This window comes from Brevundimonas sp. NPDC046655, assembly GCF_044901625.1.
Lineage (GTDB): Bacteria > Pseudomonadota > Alphaproteobacteria > Caulobacterales > Caulobacteraceae > Brevundimonas.
Window position 1 is genome coordinate 94,626 of sequence record NZ_JBJDPV010000005.1, and the last position, 15,159, is coordinate 109,784.

The 15,159-nt window shown below is 69.5% G+C and carries 19 protein-coding genes; 7 read left to right on the forward strand and 12 right to left on the reverse strand.

The features are described 5' to 3' along the window. Positions 1–204 precede the first annotated feature (204 nt). On the forward strand, positions 205–513 hold the full coding sequence (locus tag ACI2KI_RS13965) for a YdeI/OmpD-associated family protein (protein ID WP_404621026.1): 309 nt from the start codon (positions 205–207) through the stop codon (positions 511–513). On the opposite strand, the gene gloB is transcribed toward ACI2KI_RS13965, so the two are convergent. Further along, positions 510–1,238 (reverse strand): hydroxyacylglutathione hydrolase, encoded by a 729-nt coding sequence (gloB, locus tag ACI2KI_RS13970; protein ID WP_404621028.1) that lies wholly within the window; start codon positions 1,236–1,238, stop codon positions 510–512. The two genes, ACI2KI_RS13965 and gloB, sit on opposite strands and share 4 nt — an antisense overlap. 132 nt (positions 1,239–1,370) lie before the next feature. On the opposite strand from gloB, the gene ACI2KI_RS13975 reads away from it, so the two are divergent. From ACI2KI_RS13975 to ACI2KI_RS13995, 5 genes are all read left to right on the forward strand, one after another. Continuing rightward, entirely contained in the window at positions 1,371–2,141 is a 771-nt protein-coding gene (locus ACI2KI_RS13975) for a class I SAM-dependent methyltransferase (RefSeq protein WP_404621030.1), read from the forward strand. A 9-nt stretch (positions 2,142–2,150) separates the two neighbouring features. Continuing rightward, complete coding sequence (locus tag ACI2KI_RS13980) at positions 2,151–2,648, forward strand: histidine phosphatase family protein (protein ID WP_292083767.1); 498 nt, start codon at positions 2,151–2,153, stop codon at positions 2,646–2,648. Further along, positions 2,645–3,001 carry a DUF952 domain-containing protein gene (locus tag ACI2KI_RS13985; protein WP_404621033.1) on the forward strand — a complete coding sequence of 119 codons (357 nt, stop codon included), beginning with the start codon at positions 2,645–2,647 and terminating at the stop codon, positions 2,999–3,001. The genes ACI2KI_RS13980 and ACI2KI_RS13985 overlap by 4 nt, the downstream gene beginning before the upstream one ends. Next, positions 2,998–4,035, forward strand: coding sequence for a quinone-dependent dihydroorotate dehydrogenase (locus tag ACI2KI_RS13990; protein ID WP_404621035.1), 1,038 nt, complete (start codon positions 2,998–3,000; stop codon positions 4,033–4,035). Before ACI2KI_RS13985 ends, ACI2KI_RS13990 begins: the two co-directional genes overlap by 4 nt. Positions 4,036–4,100: 65 nt before the next feature. Next, complete coding sequence (locus tag ACI2KI_RS13995; protein ID WP_404621037.1) at positions 4,101–5,999, forward strand: ATP-binding protein; 1,899 nt, start codon at positions 4,101–4,103, stop codon at positions 5,997–5,999. Here ACI2KI_RS13995 and ACI2KI_RS14000 read toward each other — a convergent pair. Both ACI2KI_RS14000 and ACI2KI_RS14005 read right to left on the reverse strand, forming a co-directional pair. Next, on the reverse strand, positions 5,900–6,406 hold the full coding sequence (locus ACI2KI_RS14000) for a very short patch repair endonuclease (protein WP_404621039.1): 507 nt from the start codon (positions 6,404–6,406) through the stop codon (positions 5,900–5,902). The genes ACI2KI_RS13995 and ACI2KI_RS14000 overlap by 100 nt on opposite strands. A gap of 23 nt (positions 6,407–6,429) precedes the next feature. Then, the gene (locus ACI2KI_RS14005) at positions 6,430–6,918 is read right to left on the reverse strand and encodes a peroxiredoxin (RefSeq protein WP_404621041.1); all 489 of its coding nucleotides are present in this window, start codon (positions 6,916–6,918) and stop codon (positions 6,430–6,432) included. Between the two features lie 138 nt (positions 6,919–7,056). On the opposite strand from ACI2KI_RS14005, the gene ACI2KI_RS14010 reads away from it, so the two are divergent. Next, entirely contained in the window at positions 7,057–7,626 is a 570-nt protein-coding gene (locus ACI2KI_RS14010) for a YqgE/AlgH family protein (RefSeq protein WP_404621043.1), read from the forward strand. 15 nt (positions 7,627–7,641) lie between these two features. Here ACI2KI_RS14010 and ACI2KI_RS14015 read toward each other — a convergent pair whose 3' ends face one another. From ACI2KI_RS14015 to ACI2KI_RS14055, 9 genes are read right to left on the reverse strand one after another with little or no spacing between them, the layout of a single operon-like run. Next, on the reverse strand, positions 7,642–9,309 hold the full coding sequence (locus ACI2KI_RS14015; protein WP_404621045.1) for a putative bifunctional diguanylate cyclase/phosphodiesterase: 1,668 nt from the start codon (positions 9,307–9,309) through the stop codon (positions 7,642–7,644). Continuing rightward, positions 9,306–9,929, reverse strand: a complete 624-nt coding sequence (locus ACI2KI_RS14020; protein ID WP_292083776.1) for a GNAT family N-acetyltransferase — start codon at positions 9,927–9,929, stop codon at positions 9,306–9,308. Before ACI2KI_RS14020 ends, ACI2KI_RS14015 begins: the two co-directional genes overlap by 4 nt. Positions 9,930–9,971: 42 nt before the next feature. Then, positions 9,972–11,186, reverse strand: a complete 1,215-nt coding sequence (locus ACI2KI_RS14025; protein ID WP_404621047.1) for a M16 family metallopeptidase — start codon at positions 11,184–11,186, stop codon at positions 9,972–9,974. Between the two features lie 50 nt (positions 11,187–11,236). After that, on the reverse strand, positions 11,237–11,959 hold the full coding sequence (locus tag ACI2KI_RS14030) for an SURF1 family protein (protein WP_404621049.1): 723 nt from the start codon (positions 11,957–11,959) through the stop codon (positions 11,237–11,239). Continuing rightward, the gene (locus tag ACI2KI_RS14035; protein WP_404621051.1) at positions 11,956–12,303 is read right to left on the reverse strand and encodes a DUF983 domain-containing protein; all 348 of its coding nucleotides are present in this window, start codon (positions 12,301–12,303) and stop codon (positions 11,956–11,958) included. The genes ACI2KI_RS14030 and ACI2KI_RS14035 overlap by 4 nt, the downstream gene beginning before the upstream one ends. Before the next feature lie 59 nt (positions 12,304–12,362). Next, positions 12,363–13,241: a cytochrome c oxidase subunit 3 gene (locus ACI2KI_RS14040; protein ID WP_404621053.1), complete on the reverse strand. Its 879-nt coding sequence runs from the start codon at positions 13,239–13,241 to the stop codon at positions 12,363–12,365. Between the two features lie 55 nt (positions 13,242–13,296). Next, on the reverse strand, positions 13,297–13,863 hold the full coding sequence (locus ACI2KI_RS14045; protein WP_404621055.1) for a cytochrome c oxidase assembly protein: 567 nt from the start codon (positions 13,861–13,863) through the stop codon (positions 13,297–13,299). Continuing rightward, a complete protein-coding gene (locus ACI2KI_RS14050; RefSeq protein WP_404621057.1) occupies positions 13,860–14,114 on the reverse strand; it encodes a hypothetical protein in 255 nt (84 codons plus the stop codon). Before ACI2KI_RS14050 ends, ACI2KI_RS14045 begins: the two co-directional genes overlap by 4 nt. A gap of 4 nt (positions 14,115–14,118) precedes the next feature. Then, a complete protein-coding gene (locus ACI2KI_RS14055; RefSeq protein ID WP_404621059.1) occupies positions 14,119–15,096 on the reverse strand; it encodes a heme o synthase in 978 nt (325 codons plus the stop codon). Between the last annotated feature and the right edge of the window lie 63 nt (positions 15,097–15,159).

A 15,159-nucleotide genomic window follows, 5' to 3' on the forward strand; every position in this document is an offset into this window, starting at 1 on the left:
CTTTCCCATGGCAGCAATCCGCCCCGAGCGCTCGCCGGCGCCCGCTCCTTGCCGAGATCATCGCGCGATCCAGGGCGTGGCATCGCCAGCCGCCTCTGCGCCTGCATCATCAGTGAGCGGAAATTCGCGCAAAGACCGGCAGTAGACATTGCATCGCCCGGCGAACAAGCTCCGACCGCGGACCGGTCCGCGGCGGAGATTTCGATGAGTGATTTTCCTCAGGGCGTCGTCCACGAAGCCGGAGAAGACCTGCAGGCGGCCTTGCGGGCCGATCCCGAGGTCTTGGCGCTTTGGGCGGGCCTGACCCCGCTGGGCCGCAACGAGTTCATCTGTTGGGTCGAGGACGCCAAGCAGCCGAAGACACGCCAGCGCCGCATCGAACGCACGGTCGAAGAGTTGCAGGAGGGCAAGAAGCGGCCTTGCTGCTGGGTCGGCTGCATCCACCGCACCGACAAGGCGCCCAGCCCCTGGCAACAGGCCGTGCTGATCGACGGAAAGGCGAAGGGCGGCTAACCCCTAAACCCGTCCTTGGCCGCGCGGCGGGCGGCGAAGTCGGCGGCGTCGGCGGCGCGCAGGAAGGGGTTGAAGCGACGCTCCGTCCCAACCTTGGTCGGCACGGTTGGCTGCCCCCGCTCGCGGGCGGCGAAGATCGCCTCAGCATGGGCCTGCATCTCGGGCCGGTCGTCCAGGCTGAGGGCGAAGCGGGCGTTGGACGCCGTATATTCGTGGGCGCAGTAGAGGGTGGTGCTCGCCGGCCATGCGGCGATGCGGCTGAGGCTGTCCCACATCTGCTCGGCCGTGCCCTCGAACAGACGACCGCAGCCCAGGGCGAAGATGACGTCGCCGACGAAGGCCAGATCGTCTTCCACCGACCGATAGACCAGATGGCCCAGGGTATGACCGGGCGACAGCACCGCCTCGAACGCCGTCTCGCCCAGACGCACCAGGTCGCCGTCGACCACCACGCGGTCCAGAGGCGCGGCGCGGCGGACTTCTTCGGGACCGACAATCTCGCAGCCCGTCTCGGCCTTCAGCCGTTCGTTGCCGCCGGTGTGGTCGGGGTGCCAGTGGGTGTTGAGGATCAGGTCCAGCTGTCCCCAGCCCGACGCCTCGATCTCGGCCAGGATCGCCTCGGCGTCCGGCGTGTCGACGGTGGCGACCATCCCCGTGGCCTCGTCGCGGATCAGGAAACCGTAGTTGTCGGACAGGCAGGGGAACTGGCGCACGGTCAGGGTCATGGGCGGTCTCCGATCAGAAAGCCCTCTCGACAGGGCGGCTGAAGCTCTCGCTGGAGCCCGACCTTCGCCGGGCTGAGCGGATATAGGGCGGCGATGGCCGACATTCATCGCGATTTCAGCCATAATGCATCCATGCGGCGCAGCATCGACGATCTTCGCACCTTCTACGGCGAGCCGACCGGGGCGCTGGTGCGGCGCGTGCTGGCGCGAAGGCTGGAGGACGCCTGGGGCGAGGCTGAGGGCTGCGACGTTCTGGGCCTGGGCTACGCCACGCCCTGGCTGGACGGCTTCGTCGGAGCGCGGCGGGTCATCGCCGCCATGCCGGGCGGACAGGGCGCCGAGCTGTGGACGACGGGCGGGCGCAACCGCACCGTGCTGATCGACGACAAACGCCTGCCCTTCGCCGCTGGAACCTTCGACCGCATCCTGCTGGTCCATGCGCTGGAGGAAGCCGACGATCCCCGCGCCCTGCTGAGCGAGGCGGTGCGCGCCCTGGCCCCCGCAGGACGGATCATCCTGGCCACGGCGGCGCGCGGCGGGATGTGGGCGCGGGCCGAGACCACCCCCTTCGGCCACGGCCGCCCCTTCACGCGCGGCCAGTTGGAGCGGCTGGTGCGCGAGGTGGGGCTGGAGCCAGCCGCCTGGTCCCAGGCCCTGTATGTTCCGCCGTGGCGGCCCCTGCTGCCGATGGCCGAAGGCGTAGAGCAGATCGGCCGCTGGATGCTGCCGGGCATGGCCGGGCTGATCATGCTGGAGGCCACACGTCAGTCCTACGCCCGCATCCGGCCGCAAGGTCTGGCCCAGGCGGTTCTGGCGCCGCGCCCCGCCCTGACCCCCTCGCCCGCCTCGCGCGACCATGGGCCGCCCGCCCACGCTCTGGTCGGCGAAGGAAAACGGCCTTAAGGCGAGCCCATGCAGCGACTGATCATCATGCGTCACGCCCAGGCCGAGAAAAGCGCCCCCGGCGGCGACGTCGACCGCCCCCTGTCCAAGCACGGCCGCCACGACGCCCGCGCCATGGGGCGAGCCCTGGCCGAGCGCGGCCTGCGCCCCGACATGGCCCTGGTGTCCAGCGCCCGGCGCACCCACCAGACCTGGGACGAGGTCAGCGAGGCGATGGGCGACGTCGAGGTGCATCTTTCGCCCGCCCTCTACAACGCCTCCTCCGACGTGCTGCGCCGCGCGGTCGAGGCGGCCGAGGACACGGCCGGATGCCTGCTGCTGGTGGCCCATAATCCGGGCGTGCATCAGCTGGCGGTCGAGTATCTGATCGAGAGCGCGGCATCGCCGAGCGTGCTGGACAAGATGAGCGGCGGCTTCCCCACCGGCGCGGCGGCCGTCTTCAGCGTCGATGTCGCCGGACGCCCCACCTACGAAGGCTGGCTGACGCCGAACGATCTGGAAAAATGACCGACGCCCTGCCGACCACCGCCTTTAAAATCCTGAGCCGCGCCGACTGGCGCGCGACCCTGGCCGAGGGCGCCTATGACGGCTCGCCGGTCGACCACGCCGACGGCTACATCCACCTGTCCGCCGCCGACCAGTTGGCCGGGACCGCCGCCAAGCACTATGCGGGCCAGAACGATCTGATCCTGGTCGAGGTCGACCTCGACGCCCTCGGCGAGACCCTGGTCTGGGAGCCGTCGCGCGGCGGCGCCCTGTTCCCCCATATCTACGGCCCCCTGCCGGTGACGGCGACGCGGGGCGCGCGCGCCCTGTCGGTCAGCGCCGACGGCGACATGATCCTGAGCGAAAATCCATGAGCCTGACCGACCTCGGCGCCATTCTCCTGCGCCAGATGGACCCCGAGACGGCGCACCGTCTGGCCATCCGCGCCCTCCAGGTCACGCCCCTGCCCGCCCCCGGCGCCGACGATCCCATCCTGAAGACCCGCATCGCCGGGCTGGAGATGTCCAACCCGGTCGGTCTGGCCGCAGGTCTGGACAAGAACGGCGAGGCGCTGGAGGGCCTGTCGCGCCTCGGCTTCGGGGCGGTGGAATGCGGCTCGGTCACGCCGCGCGCCCAGCCCGGCAACCCCAGGCCGCGCCTGTTCCGCCTGTCGGAAGACCGGGCCATCATCAACCGCATGGGCTTCAACAACGAGGGGCTGGAGCCCTTCGCGGCAAGGCTGGCCAGCCGTCCCAAGCGCACGCCCATCGGCGCCAATCTGGGGGCCAACAAGGACACCGAGGACAAGGCGGCGGACTATGTGGCGGGTCTGAAGCGCCTGGCGGGCCTGGCCGACTATTTCACCATCAACATCTCCTCGCCCAATACGCCGGGCCTGCGCGCCCTGCAGGGCCGCGAGGCGCTGGACGACCTGCTGGGCCGGATCAACGAGGCCCGTCCCGCCGACGGCGCCCCGGTCTTTCTGAAGATCGCGCCGGACCTGATCGGCGAAGAGATCGGCATGATCGTCGAGGCCTCCCTGGCCCATCATATCGACGCCCTGATCGTGTCCAACACCACGCTGGAGCGCCCCGCGTCGCTGAAGTCCGGCTTTGCAGGCGAGGCCGGGGGCCTGTCGGGCGCGCCGCTGAAGCCCTTCGCCCAGAAGGCGCTGGAAGCCGCCGCCGAGGCGTCCGCCGGGCGGCTGCCGCTGATCGCGGTCGGCGGCATAGAGAGCGGCGCCGACGCCTGGGCCCGCATTCGCGCCGGCGCCTCGGCGGTCCAGGTCTATTCGGCCCTGATCTACGAAGGGCCGGGTCTGGTCGGCGTCATCAAGCGCGATCTGGCCGCCCGCCTTCGCGCCGAAGGCTTCGCCGACCTTTCCGAAGCCGTCGGCGCCGGCCGTTGACGGAGCATTAGGGCAAGCGCGGCATCATCGCTCCGATAGGCGAATTCGCCTGCTCGGAAAGTCGCATGACGCAAACCGCCGCCGACGCCTCGACCATCTGGGCGCCCGCAATCCGCCAGCGCCGCAAGGCGATGCTGCAACGCATCGTCATGGGAGCCGCGACCGCCCTGGTGTTCAGTCCCATGCTGGGCTGGCGCTTCAGCGCGACATGGCTGGTCGTCTACACCCTGATTCAGTTTCTGGAGGCCGAGGTCTTCGCACCCGTGACGACCGGCAAGGTCGTTGAGCCCAGCGGATGGCGCGGCGTGTACGGCGACCTGATCCTCATCCTCAACGCCGGCTTCTTCGGCGTCATGGCGGTGCCGCTATGGATCGTCGGCGGCGCCATGGGCGGGGTCGCGGCCTCGGTCCTGCTGTCGGCGGGCATGATCAACTCGGTGATCATGTCGGCGGGCTCGATGCGGATATTCGCCTGCACGGTCCTGCCCCAGTTGGCGATCTTCGCTCTGACGCCCCTGTTCATGTCCCGCATGGGCGCCGCGCCGCACATCGTGACCGCGGTGTCGGTGGCCATTCTGTCCTACACCGTCTTCTGCATGAACACGCGGCGGCACCTGTTCCGCGCCAATCGCGCCGAAACCCTGGCCAGGATCGAGACCGACCGCAAACGGGTGGAAGTAGAGGCCGCCATGGCCAGCCGCGGCGCCTTCCTGGCCGCCGTGGCCCACGACCTGCGCACCCCGATCAGCGCCATCCTGACCGGCGCCGAGGAACTGGAACGCGGCGGCGGCTCGGCGCGCCAACAGGTGGCTCTGATCACCGACGCGGGCCTGATGATGAAAGAGCTGCTGGACGACCTGCTCGACCACGCCCGCCTCGACGCTGGACGGATGAGCGTCGATGTTCGCGACTTCGACCTGCGGCTGCTGCTGTCCCAGACGGCGCGGCTGTGGGCCGGGCCGGCGCGCGCCAAGGGCCTGCGCCTGCGGATGGAGGGGGCTCGCCTCCTGCCCCGGATGGTGCGCGGCGACGCCATGCGCCTACGCCAGGTGCTGAACAACCTGATCTCGAACGCCATGAAGTTCACCGACGCCGGGTCCATCACCCTGCGCCTGCAATCCTGGCCCGACGAGCACGACGCCCATGTTCTGCTGATCGACGTCGAGGACACAGGTCCTGGCATGACGCCCGCGCAACTGCGACGCCTCTTTACGCCCTTCGACCAGACCGCGGACGGCGTGGCCGCGCGCTTCGGCGGATCCGGTCTGGGCCTGAGCATCAGCCGCGATCTGATCGAACTGATGGGCGGTCGGCTGACGGTGCGCAGCACGCCGGGTCAGGGCTCGATCTTCACCCTGTCACTGGTCATGCCGCGCGGGGCGGCCGTTGACGCGCCGCTCGCCACCCTGGTTCCCGAGGCTCGCGCCACGGTGACGCGCGCCTTGAGCCGCCCTGCCGCCGCCCCGGCATCGCCCGCCCGGCCTGCGCCGGAGCCGGAACCTGAAACCGCAACCGAAACCGCACAATCAACGACCTCGGCGCCCGAAGACAGCCACGCGGAGGCTCCGCTGCGCGTCCTGGTCGTCGACGACCACGCCATCAATCGCCGCGCCATCCAGTTGATCCTGCAATCGCTCGATTGCGAGATCACCATGGCCGAGGACGGTCTCGCCGCGCTTCAGGCCTGCGAGGGCGCGCCGTTCGACGTCATCTTCATGGACGTGCGGATGCCCGAGCTCGATGGACGCGAGACCACGCGCCGCCTGCGCGCGGCAGGCGGGATCAACGCCGCAACGCCCGTCATCGCCGTCACCGCCGATACCGCGCCCGAGGATATCGCCGCCTGCACCGCCGCCGGGATGAACTATTTCGTCTCCAAGCCGCTGACGCCCGGCTCCCTGCTGGGGGCCCTGTCCCAGGTGCTGAACGAGGGCTCCGAAACCGCCGAGATCGCGGCGGCCTGATCGTCCCTTACGGCGGCGATCAGCGCCTCGGCGAAGCCCGGCTCGCGCAAGGCGCACTCCCACACGGTCAGCACGCGCCAACCCGCGGCAGACAGCTCTGCCGCGACGCGGGCGTCGCGAGCGCGGTTCCTGTCGATCTTGTTGCGCCAGTAGTCGGCGTTGGCCTGGGGCTTTCGCGCGCCGCGCGGGCAGTCGTGGCCGTGCCAGAAACAGCCGTGGACGAAGACGGCGAGCCTGCGCCCCTTCATCACCACATCGGGCCGTCCGGGCAGGCCGCAGCCGCCCAGACGGTAGCCGATCCCGGCGGCGCGCAGCATCCGCCGGACCTTGAGCTCGGGAGCCGTGTCGCGCCCCTTCACCCGGCGCATGACCGCGCTGCGTTTTTCCGGGGTGAAGACGTCCGTCATGGATCAGCCCATGACGGTCAGCATCAGAGCTGGGCCAGAAGGTGCTCGGCCGAGGAGACCTTGAACTCGCCGCCCTGCTCGATGTTCAGCTGATCGACGACGCCGTCCTTGACCAGCATCGAATAGCGCTGCGAGCGCTCGCCCATGCCGAAGCCCTTGGCGTCCAGCGTCAGGCCGACCTGGCGGGTGAAGTCGCCGTTGCCGTCGGCCAACATGATGATGTCGTCCGTGCCGTTCAGGTCGTTGGCCTGGGCCCAGGCGCCCATGACGAAGGCGTCGTTGACCGACAGGCAGGCGACCGTGTCGACGCCCTTGGCGGCCAGGTCGGCGCGATTGTCGACATAGCCCGGCAGGTGGCGCGCCGAGCAGGTCGGGGTGAAAGCGCCGGGGACGGCGAACAGGGCGACCGTCTTGCCGCCGAACAGTTCAGCCGTGGTGACCGGCTTGGGGCCGTCGGCGGTCATGGTGGTCAGGGTCGCGTCGGGGATGCGGTCGCCGATCTGGATGGTCATGCAAGGTCTCCGGGGCTGAAAGGCCCGGGGAATCCGGGCGGCGTTCAATTGTCAGATAGAGACGGGAAGAAGGATCGCCAAGCGCCCTTCGTTCCCTCGCGCCTTGCGTCGTGACGCTGGCCGCCCGATGATGGGGGAATGACCGCCTCCTCCTCCCTGACCGGGCGTCTTCTGGTCGCCATGCCGGGCATAGACGACGACCGTTTCCGCCACGCCGTCATCCTGATCTGCGCCCACGACGACGAGCACGCCATGGGCTTGCGCCTGGACCAGCCGGCGCCGGGCGTCACCCTGTCCGAGGTGCTGAAGAAGCTGGACACCCCCGTCTCTGACGCCATGGCGGACCAAGCCGTTTTGATCGGCGGGCCGGTCGAGCGCGAACGCGGCTTTGTCCTGCACACCGACGACTGGAGCAATGAGGACATCACCCTGACGTTCGGCGACGGCCTGGCCGTGACCGGCACCCGCGACGCCCTGGCCGCCATGAGCGACGCCGACGAGGGACCGCGTCGCTCGGTGCTGCTGCTGGGCTACGCCGGCTGGGGCGAGGGACAGCTGGAGGAAGAACTCAGCGAGAACGTCTGGCTGACCGCCGACGCCGATTCCGACCTGATCTTCGACGGTGACTATGCGACCAAGTGGAGCCGCGCCCTGGCCGGCCTGGGCGTCGACGCCGCCCGTCTGTCGGCCCAGAGCGGGCGGGCCTGAGAGGCGGCCTGACCTCTAGGCCGAGCGCGCCTTGATCGGGGCCGAGCCGTCGGCCAGCGACTCGTTCAGATAGACCTCGGCTTCCTGGGCGGGCAACGCCGGGGCGTAGCCGAAGCCCTGGCCGTAGTGGCAGCTGGCGTCCAGCAGCAGACCGGCCAGTTCGGCGTTCTCGACCCCCTCCGCCACGACTTCCAGCGACAGGTCGCGGCCCAGGTTGACGACCGATTTGACGATCTTGGCCGAGCCCTCGTCCTTGTTCATCGTCAGAACGAAGTAGCGGTCGATCTTCAGCGTGTCGAAAGGCAGACGCGCCAGGTAGGACAGGGACGAGAAGCCGGTGCCGAAGTCGTCCAGCGCCAGGCTGGCCCCCGCCTCGCGCAGCTTCGTCAGCACCTCGGCGGCGTGCGCGGTGTCGCGCATGATGTCGCCCTCGGTGACTTCCAGCTTCAGCGCGCCGCGCGGCAGGCCGGTCTCCTGAATGATCCGGGCCACGTCCTCGACCAGATGGTCGCGCTCGATCTCGCCGACCGACAGGTTGACGCTGCAGAACAGCTTGCCCGCGCTGGGGTGGCGATGCAGCCACTCGGCCAGCTGGCGCGCCGCCTGGGTCATCATCAGCAGACCCAGCTCGTTCATCAGGCCCATTTCGTCGGCCAGGGTCAGGAACTCGTCCGGCGGCACCAGGCCGCGCTGCGGATGGCGCCAGCGCACCAGGGCTTCGAACCCGGCGACGGCGCCGGTCTTCAGATTGACGATGGGCTGGTAGAAGGGCTCGATCTCGCCGCGCACGAAGGCGTTGCGCAGGTCGGATTCCAGCGCCAGCCGCGACAGGCTGTCGCTTTCCAGCGCCCGGCCATAGGCGGCGGCCCCGCCGCGCCCGGCCGTCTTGGCCTGCTCCACCGCCAGTTCAACCCGGCGCAGCAGCTCGGCGGGGTCCGGCGCGTCCGGCCCGCCCTCGGCGGCCACGGCGCCGATGGAGACGGTCGGGTAGATGTCGAAGCCGGCGACTCGCAGGGGCTGTTCCAAGGCCTCGCGCATCCGCTCGCTGGCGCTGGTGGCGCTGCGCGGGGCCAGGACCGCGAACTCGTCCTCGCCGATGCGGGCGGGCGAGCAGTCCTGGGCGAAGGCCCCGGCCAGCCGCGAGCCCAGGGCCGACAGCACCAGATCGGCGCGCTCGTGGCCCAAAGCCTCGTTCAGGCGGCGCAGGCGGTCCACGTCGGCCACCACCAGTTCATAGTCGCCCGGCTGGGCCAGGGTCTCGGCCACCCGGACCAGGAAGGTGCGGCGGTCCAGGAGGCCGGTCAGCGCGTCCCGGTCAGCGCCCGCGAACTTGGTCTCCAGCGCCACGACGCCCGCCGCGCGCAGGCCGTCCTCCAGCCAGACGCCGCGCCACAGGCAGGTCTCGCAACCGCGCATGCGCAGACGCACGGCGATCTCGGTGCCCTCGGCCTGCGGCTTGAGCAGGCGATCGGCCAGGGCGCGGTCCTGGGGCATGGCGAGGGCGGCGAAGGCGGCGCCGGAACACTCAGGCGCCAGCGGGCCGAGGCCCAGCGACCGGGTCGCCCCGGTGAAGCGAATCTGGTCGTCGGCGGGCGTCCAGATCCACAGGGCGGCGTCGGCGGCGGCCAGCGCCTCGATCGCCGTCGTCGGGTCCCAGGCCAGGGCTCTGGATCGTGTATTCAAAGCGAATCCCGGGTGTAGGAACTGGACACGGCCGGGTCAGGGACGAACTCGTCCTCGATGACGCCGAACAGCAGATGATCTGCCCATACGCCGTTAATTTTCAAATAAGCCTTGGCCAGTCCTTCGTGCCTGAAGCCCGCCTTTTCCAGAACCCGGCGCGAGGCGTGGTTGGTCGGGACGCAGGCCGCCTCGACGCGGTGCAGCTTCAAGGCGCCGAAGGCGAAGCCCAGCATGGCCTTGGCCGCCGCCGTGCCCGTCCCCTGCCCCGCATAGGGCTGGCCGATCCAGTAGCCCAGGGTGCCGGTCTCGGCGACGCCCCGCCGGATGTTGGACAGGGTGATAGCCCCCATCAGCCGCTCTTCATCAGGGTCGAAGACGAACAGGGGCCAGGCCGTGCCCAGCTCCATCTCGCGGGCATAGACGCCGAGGCGCCGACGAAAGGCCGCCTTGGTCAGGTCGTCTTCGGCCCAGGCCGGCTCCCACGGTTGAAGATAGTCGCGCGAGCCGCCGCGCAGCTCGGCCCACTCGGCATAGTCGGAAGGGCGCGGTGGACGCAGCAAGACCCCCTGTCCGTGCAGGACCGGTCCGGTCGCCTCGGCCATCCAGTCGAACAGGGCCATGACGGCAGATTAGCGAGAAGCGCCGCCGACGCCAGCCACGACTTAGCGGGCCGCGAGGCGAGCGGTGAAAGCGCCGCCCGCCGGCCCAGCCGCCTTCGGCCCCAACACGGCCGTGGCCGAGCGACCGGCCTCGATCATGGTGCGGCCGACGGCGCGCAAATCGTCGCTGGTCTGGGCCAGGATGCGGGCGGCGCTGTCTTCCGACGAGACCGGCGCGCCGAAGATCAGGGTCTGGGCGGCGTTGCGGCCCGCGCGGCTGGCGGGGCTTTCGTCGGCCATCCACAGGGTGGCGTTCAGCACGGCCTTGGCGCGCGACAGCTCGGCCTCGGTCGGGCCCTTCTCGGCCAGGTCCAGCAGTTCGGCGGCGCTGACCTCGGCCAGTTCGACCGCGCGTTCGGCGGCGGCGCCGGCGTAGATGCCCAGGAGCCCGGCGTCCTCGTAGGCTTCCTGATAGGCGTCGATGGCGTAGGCCAGGCCCCGGTCCTCGCGCGCGCTCTGGAACAGGCGCGAGGCCATGCCGCCGCCGAGGATCTCGGTGAACAGACGCAGGGCCGGCAAGCGCGGGTCCAGCGCCCCCATGGTCGGCAACTGGAAGACCAGATTGGCCTGCTCAATCTTGCGGGTCAGTCTGGCCTCGCCGCCGACGAAGGCGGCGGGCGCCAACGGATCCAGCGGTGTCGCCGCCTCCTGGCCGAACCAGCGCTCGGCCAGGGCCAGCAGTTCGTTCTCGTCCACCGCGCCCGAGACGGCGACGACCATGCGGTCGGGCGAATAGAGCCGGGCGCGCCAGTCGGCCACGGCGGCGCGATCGGCGGCCTTGAGGCTGTCGACCGTGCCGAGGATGGGGCGGCCCAGGGCCTGGCCGGCATAGGCCCGTGTCTGGGCCATTTCGAAGACGTGGTCGTCGGGGGTGTCGAAGGCCTCGGCGATCTCCTGGGCCACGACGTCCTTCTCGCGGACGATCTCGGCGGGGTCGAGCGTGGGGCGGAAGACCAGGTCCGAGACGATCTGCATGGCCAGGGGCAGGGAGCCGTGCAGGGCGCGGATCTCGAAGCTGGTGCGCTCATAGCCCGTGGCGGCGTTGATCGAGCCGCCCTCGGCCTCGATGCGCTCGACGATATCGCGGGCGCCCATGTCGCCAGCGCCCTTGAACACCAGATGTTCCAGCAGGTGCGACCAGCCGGAGCGGGCCTCGTCCTCCATCCGCGCCCCGCCGCGCACGGCGACGGTCAGGGCGAAGGTCCGCAGACCGGGCATGGGGTCGCAGACGACGCGGACGCCGTTGGACAGGGTGTGAAGGCGAGCGGTCAGGATGCGGTGTCCTTACGGGTCATGCGGCGGCGCAGCAGCACCACATAGAAGGCGATCAGGGCGGCGGCGAGACCGAACCAGGTCAGGGCGTAGCCGAGGTGATTGTTGGTGAAGGCGGCGGGCGGCGCCGAAGGCTTCAGCGCGGCCCAGTCGGGATTGGTCGAGGTGGTCGCGAAGACCGTGAAGGGCGAGATCGGCCCCTCGACCTTCAGGGCGCGCGCCATGGCCTCGGCGTCGCGACCATAGAAGCGGCCCTCGGCGGGCGGCGGGGTCAGGGCGCTGGGGGCCGGGGCGCGGCGCAGGACGCCGGTGATGACCACAGGCATGGTGTCGTCGGCCATGACCGACGGACGGGCCGAGATGTCGGCGGAGACGAAACCGCGATCGACCAGCAGGGTCGGGCCGCCCTCGACCGCGCAGGCCGAGACCAGACGCACGCCCGCGTCGCTGTTCTCGATGGACTGCAGCTCGACATAGGGCGCCGCCGCCAGCCCGCGGCAGGTCAGGAGGACGCGACGGAACTCGGGGTTCTCAAGCTTCAGGGCCTCTTCCAGCGGCAGGGGCGGCTGGCCGGCGGCGGCCTCGGCCCCCGCGATCAGGCCCTCCTTCCACTGCATCCGCTGCACCTGCCAGACGCCGAGCGCCAGCAGGACGCCCAGCAGCAGGATGGCGAGGATCGTCAGGATGATGGGGAAACGGGGACGGGCGGCGGACGTCATTTCGGATCTCGGGTTCTCAGCATCTGGAGGGCGGTCATCAGCCCCTTGCCGGGTCGCATAAGGCCCAGGGCCAAGGCGGCGACCAGCGGCAGCCAGACGATCAGATGCAGCCATATGGGGGGATGCCAGGCGATCTCGACCGCCAAAGCCGAAAACCCGACCAGGAAGCCGGCGATCTGCATGATGAAGGTCGCCGCGCCGTCGCCGGTCTCGACCGAGGCCAGGTCATAGCCACAGACGGCGCAGGTCGGGCGGACCTTCAGGAAGCCCTGAAACAGCGGCCCCCGCCCGCAGTTGGGACAGAGGCCCTGGAGCCCGGCGCGGATCGCCTGGGCCCCAAGCAAATCGGCGCGGGACTGTTCATCCCGCGCCGCTTGAAGTGCAGAGGCTGGTTCGCCGGTCTTCACCCGAAGGTGACGTAGACGAAGGCGAACAGGAAGAGCCAGACCACGTCCACGAAGTGCCAGTACCAGGCGGCGGCCTCGAAGCCGAAGTGCTTCTGCGGCGTCATCTGACCGGCTTGCAGACGCAGCAGGCAGACCGCCAGGAAGATGGTGCCGACCAGGACGTGGAAGCCGTGGAAGCCGGTCGTCATGAAGAAGATCGAGCCGTACAGCTTCGAGTTGGCGGCGGCTTCGTTGAAGAAGTAACCCTCGTGCAGGATGTGTTGATATTCATAGGCCTGAACGCCGGTGAACAGCACGCCCAGCAGGACGGTGATCAGCAGACCCAGCTTGGCGGCCTTGCGGTCGCCGACCTGCAGGGCGTGGTGCGCCCAGGTGACGGTCGTGCCCGACAGCAGCAGGATGACCGTGTTCAGCAGCGGCAGGCCCCAGGGGTCCAGCAGCTCGACGCCCTTGGGCGGCCAGGTCTTCCAGGCGGCGGCGGTGTCCATCCAGTTGCCGACTTCCGGGGTCAGAGCGCGCGACTCGGTGAAGAGCGCCATGTCGAAGAACATCCAGAAGAAGGCGACGAAGAACATCACTTCCGAGGCGATGAACAGGATCATGCCGTAACGCAGGCCGATCGAGACGACCGGGGTGTGGTCGCCCTTCCTGGATTCCTTGATGACGTCCGCCCACCAGCCGTACATGGCGAACAGGACGCCCGCCAGACCGACGAAGAACAGCCACTTGGTGCCTTCCGGCTGGCCGAACAGGCCCTTCATCCACATGACCGCGCCGACGAACATGACCACGGTGGCCAGGGACGAGATCAGCGGCCAGGGGCTCGGGTCCACCAGGTGGTAATCGTGTTGCGGTTTCGCGTGCGCGTCGGCCATTCCAGGGTCTCTGAATTAAGGCGAGAGATCGTTCTTACAGGGGCTATAGCGTCCGCTACCCGGCTTTGCCAGTAGCAGATTGACCGGATGCGGCCTGCTGGAAGCCCTTGGTGGGGAAGAAGGTGTAGCTGAGCGTGATTTCGCGAACCCCCTTGGACTCGGCGTCCGTGGCGATCTCGGGCGCCACAAAGTACTGGACCGGGAACTCCTTCGTTTCGCCGGGACCGATTTCCTGGCCCTCGAAGCAGAAGCACTGCAGCTTCTGGAAGTAGGGTCCGGCGCGTTCGGGCACGACGTTGTAGGCCGCCGTCGCGTGGATCGGCTGGTCCGAGGTGTTGGTCACCTTGAAATAGGCCATGCCCGTCTCGCCGATTCGCACCCGCTGGCTGATCTGTTCGGCCTTGAAGTCCATCGGCAGGTTGCGGACGTTGGTGTCGAAGCGGATCAGGACGCTCTGATCCAGAATCTGCGTCGGCGCGGACTCGGCCTTCTTCACCGTGCCATCGAAGCCTGTGACCTGACAGAAGAGGCGATACAGCGGCACCGCGGCGAAGGCCGCGCCCGTCATGCCCATGACCACGGCGGCGCAGATGAAGGCGACGAGGTTCTTGCGGTCCTTCACTGCGTCGGCCCCGAGACCGGCGCCCCCTCAACCGTGACCGGCGCGGGCAGAGCGGGGTCGGCCCGTTCCAGCGTCGCCGCAGCCGCCGCCTCGGCCGCCTTGCGAGCCTCGGTGTTGCGCTGAAGATTCGTCACGGTGACGATGAAGACCAGGACGATGAAGCCGACCAGGCCCAGGGCGATGGCGACGTTGCGACGCTTGCGCGCCTGCACTTGGTCGTCGGTCAGTTTGATGAAGTTCGGACGGGTCACGCGGTCAGGCTCCCAGGCCCGGCAGCTGCTCGACCAGCAAGGCCGAGAACAGCGCCATCAGATACAGGATGGAGAAGGCGAACAGGTTACGGGCCGGTTTGGCCTCGGCCCGGACGTCGTACAATGCGGCCTCTCGCCCCACCGCCTCGACCTTGTCCGGCTGGTCGCCGGCGCGCGAGCGCCACAGGCGGATCGCCAGGGCCAGGAAGAAGAGGCCGCCGGCCACCGAGACCGCCAGATAGACGACTCCGCCCAGCCCCAGGAAGGCCGGGGCGATGGCCACCGGCACAAAGATCAGGGTGTAGATCAGGATCTGCAGACGGGTCGACCTGGCGCCGCGCGCCACCGGCATCATCGGAATGCCCGCCTTGGCGTAGTCGCCGGCCGAATAGAGGGCCAGGGCCCAGGAATGCGGCGGGGTCCACAGGAAGATGATGGCGAACAGCAGCCACGCCTGCCACGGCGCGTCGCCGGTGACCGCCGCCCAGCCGATCACCGGCGGGAAGGCGCCCGCGGCGCCGCCGATGACAATGTTCTGGGGCGTCCGGCGCTTTAACAGCAGGGTGTAGAAACCGGCGTAATAGACGATGGTCAGGGCCAGCAGACCGCCGGCCAGCCAGTTGGTCGTCATGCCCAGCAGCATGACCGCGAAGATCGACAGAACGACGCCGAAGGCCATGGCGTCGTTTTTGCGGACGCGGCCCGCCGCGACCGGGCGGCCGCGCGTGCGGCGCATCAGGGCGTCGGTCTCGCCCTCCAGCGCCATGTTCAGGGCGCCGGCGGCCCCGGCCCCCACGGCGATGCACAGCACGGCGATGGCGGCCAACAGGAAGTTGGGATGCCCCGGCGCGACCACCAGGCCCGTCACGGCGGTGAAGACCACCAGCGACATGACGCGCGGCTTCAGCAGTTGGAAGAAGTCTTCCGGCTGAGCGGTGGTGACGAGGGGGGTCTCGCGAGTGGGGCGGTCGGTCATGGTCATAAAAAGCCGAAGGCCGGCCTTCCGGTTGCGAAAGGGCGGCCTCTCCAGGGTTATCCGGATCGG

What these genes read in the sequence shown, in the direction of transcription:
- ACI2KI_RS13965 (WP_404621026.1), top strand. Translation starts at nt 205, where the DNA reads ATGAGTGATTTTCCTCAGGGCGTCGTCCACGAAGCCGGAGAAGACCTG.
- gloB (WP_404621028.1), bottom strand. Translation starts at nt 1,238, where the DNA reads ATGACCCTGACCGTGCGCCAGTTCCCCTGCCTGTCCGACAACTACGGT.
- ACI2KI_RS13975 (WP_404621030.1), top strand. Translation starts at nt 1,371, where the DNA reads ATGCGGCGCAGCATCGACGATCTTCGCACCTTCTACGGCGAGCCGACC.
- ACI2KI_RS13980 (WP_292083767.1), top strand. Translation starts at nt 2,151, where the DNA reads ATGCAGCGACTGATCATCATGCGTCACGCCCAGGCCGAGAAAAGCGCC.
- ACI2KI_RS13985 (WP_404621033.1), top strand. Translation starts at nt 2,645, where the DNA reads ATGACCGACGCCCTGCCGACCACCGCCTTTAAAATCCTGAGCCGCGCC.
- ACI2KI_RS13990 (WP_404621035.1), top strand. Translation starts at nt 2,998, where the DNA reads ATGAGCCTGACCGACCTCGGCGCCATTCTCCTGCGCCAGATGGACCCC.
- ACI2KI_RS13995 (WP_404621037.1), top strand. Translation starts at nt 4,101, where the DNA reads ATGACGCAAACCGCCGCCGACGCCTCGACCATCTGGGCGCCCGCAATC.
- ACI2KI_RS14000 (WP_404621039.1), bottom strand. Translation starts at nt 6,406, where the DNA reads ATGACGGACGTCTTCACCCCGGAAAAACGCAGCGCGGTCATGCGCCGG.
- ACI2KI_RS14005 (WP_404621041.1), bottom strand. Translation starts at nt 6,918, where the DNA reads ATGACCATCCAGATCGGCGACCGCATCCCCGACGCGACCCTGACCACC.
- ACI2KI_RS14010 (WP_404621043.1), top strand. Translation starts at nt 7,057, where the DNA reads ATGACCGCCTCCTCCTCCCTGACCGGGCGTCTTCTGGTCGCCATGCCG.
- ACI2KI_RS14020 (WP_292083776.1), bottom strand. Translation starts at nt 9,929, where the DNA reads ATGGCCCTGTTCGACTGGATGGCCGAGGCGACCGGACCGGTCCTGCAC.
- ACI2KI_RS14025 (WP_404621047.1), bottom strand. Translation starts at nt 11,186, where the DNA reads ATGCCCGGTCTGCGGACCTTCGCCCTGACCGTCGCCGTGCGCGGCGGG.
- ACI2KI_RS14030 (WP_404621049.1), bottom strand. Translation starts at nt 11,959, where the DNA reads ATGACGTCCGCCGCCCGTCCCCGTTTCCCCATCATCCTGACGATCCTC.
- ACI2KI_RS14040 (WP_404621053.1), bottom strand. Translation starts at nt 13,241, where the DNA reads ATGGCCGACGCGCACGCGAAACCGCAACACGATTACCACCTGGTGGAC.
- ACI2KI_RS14055 (WP_404621059.1), bottom strand. Translation starts at nt 15,096, where the DNA reads ATGACCATGACCGACCGCCCCACTCGCGAGACCCCCCTCGTCACCACC.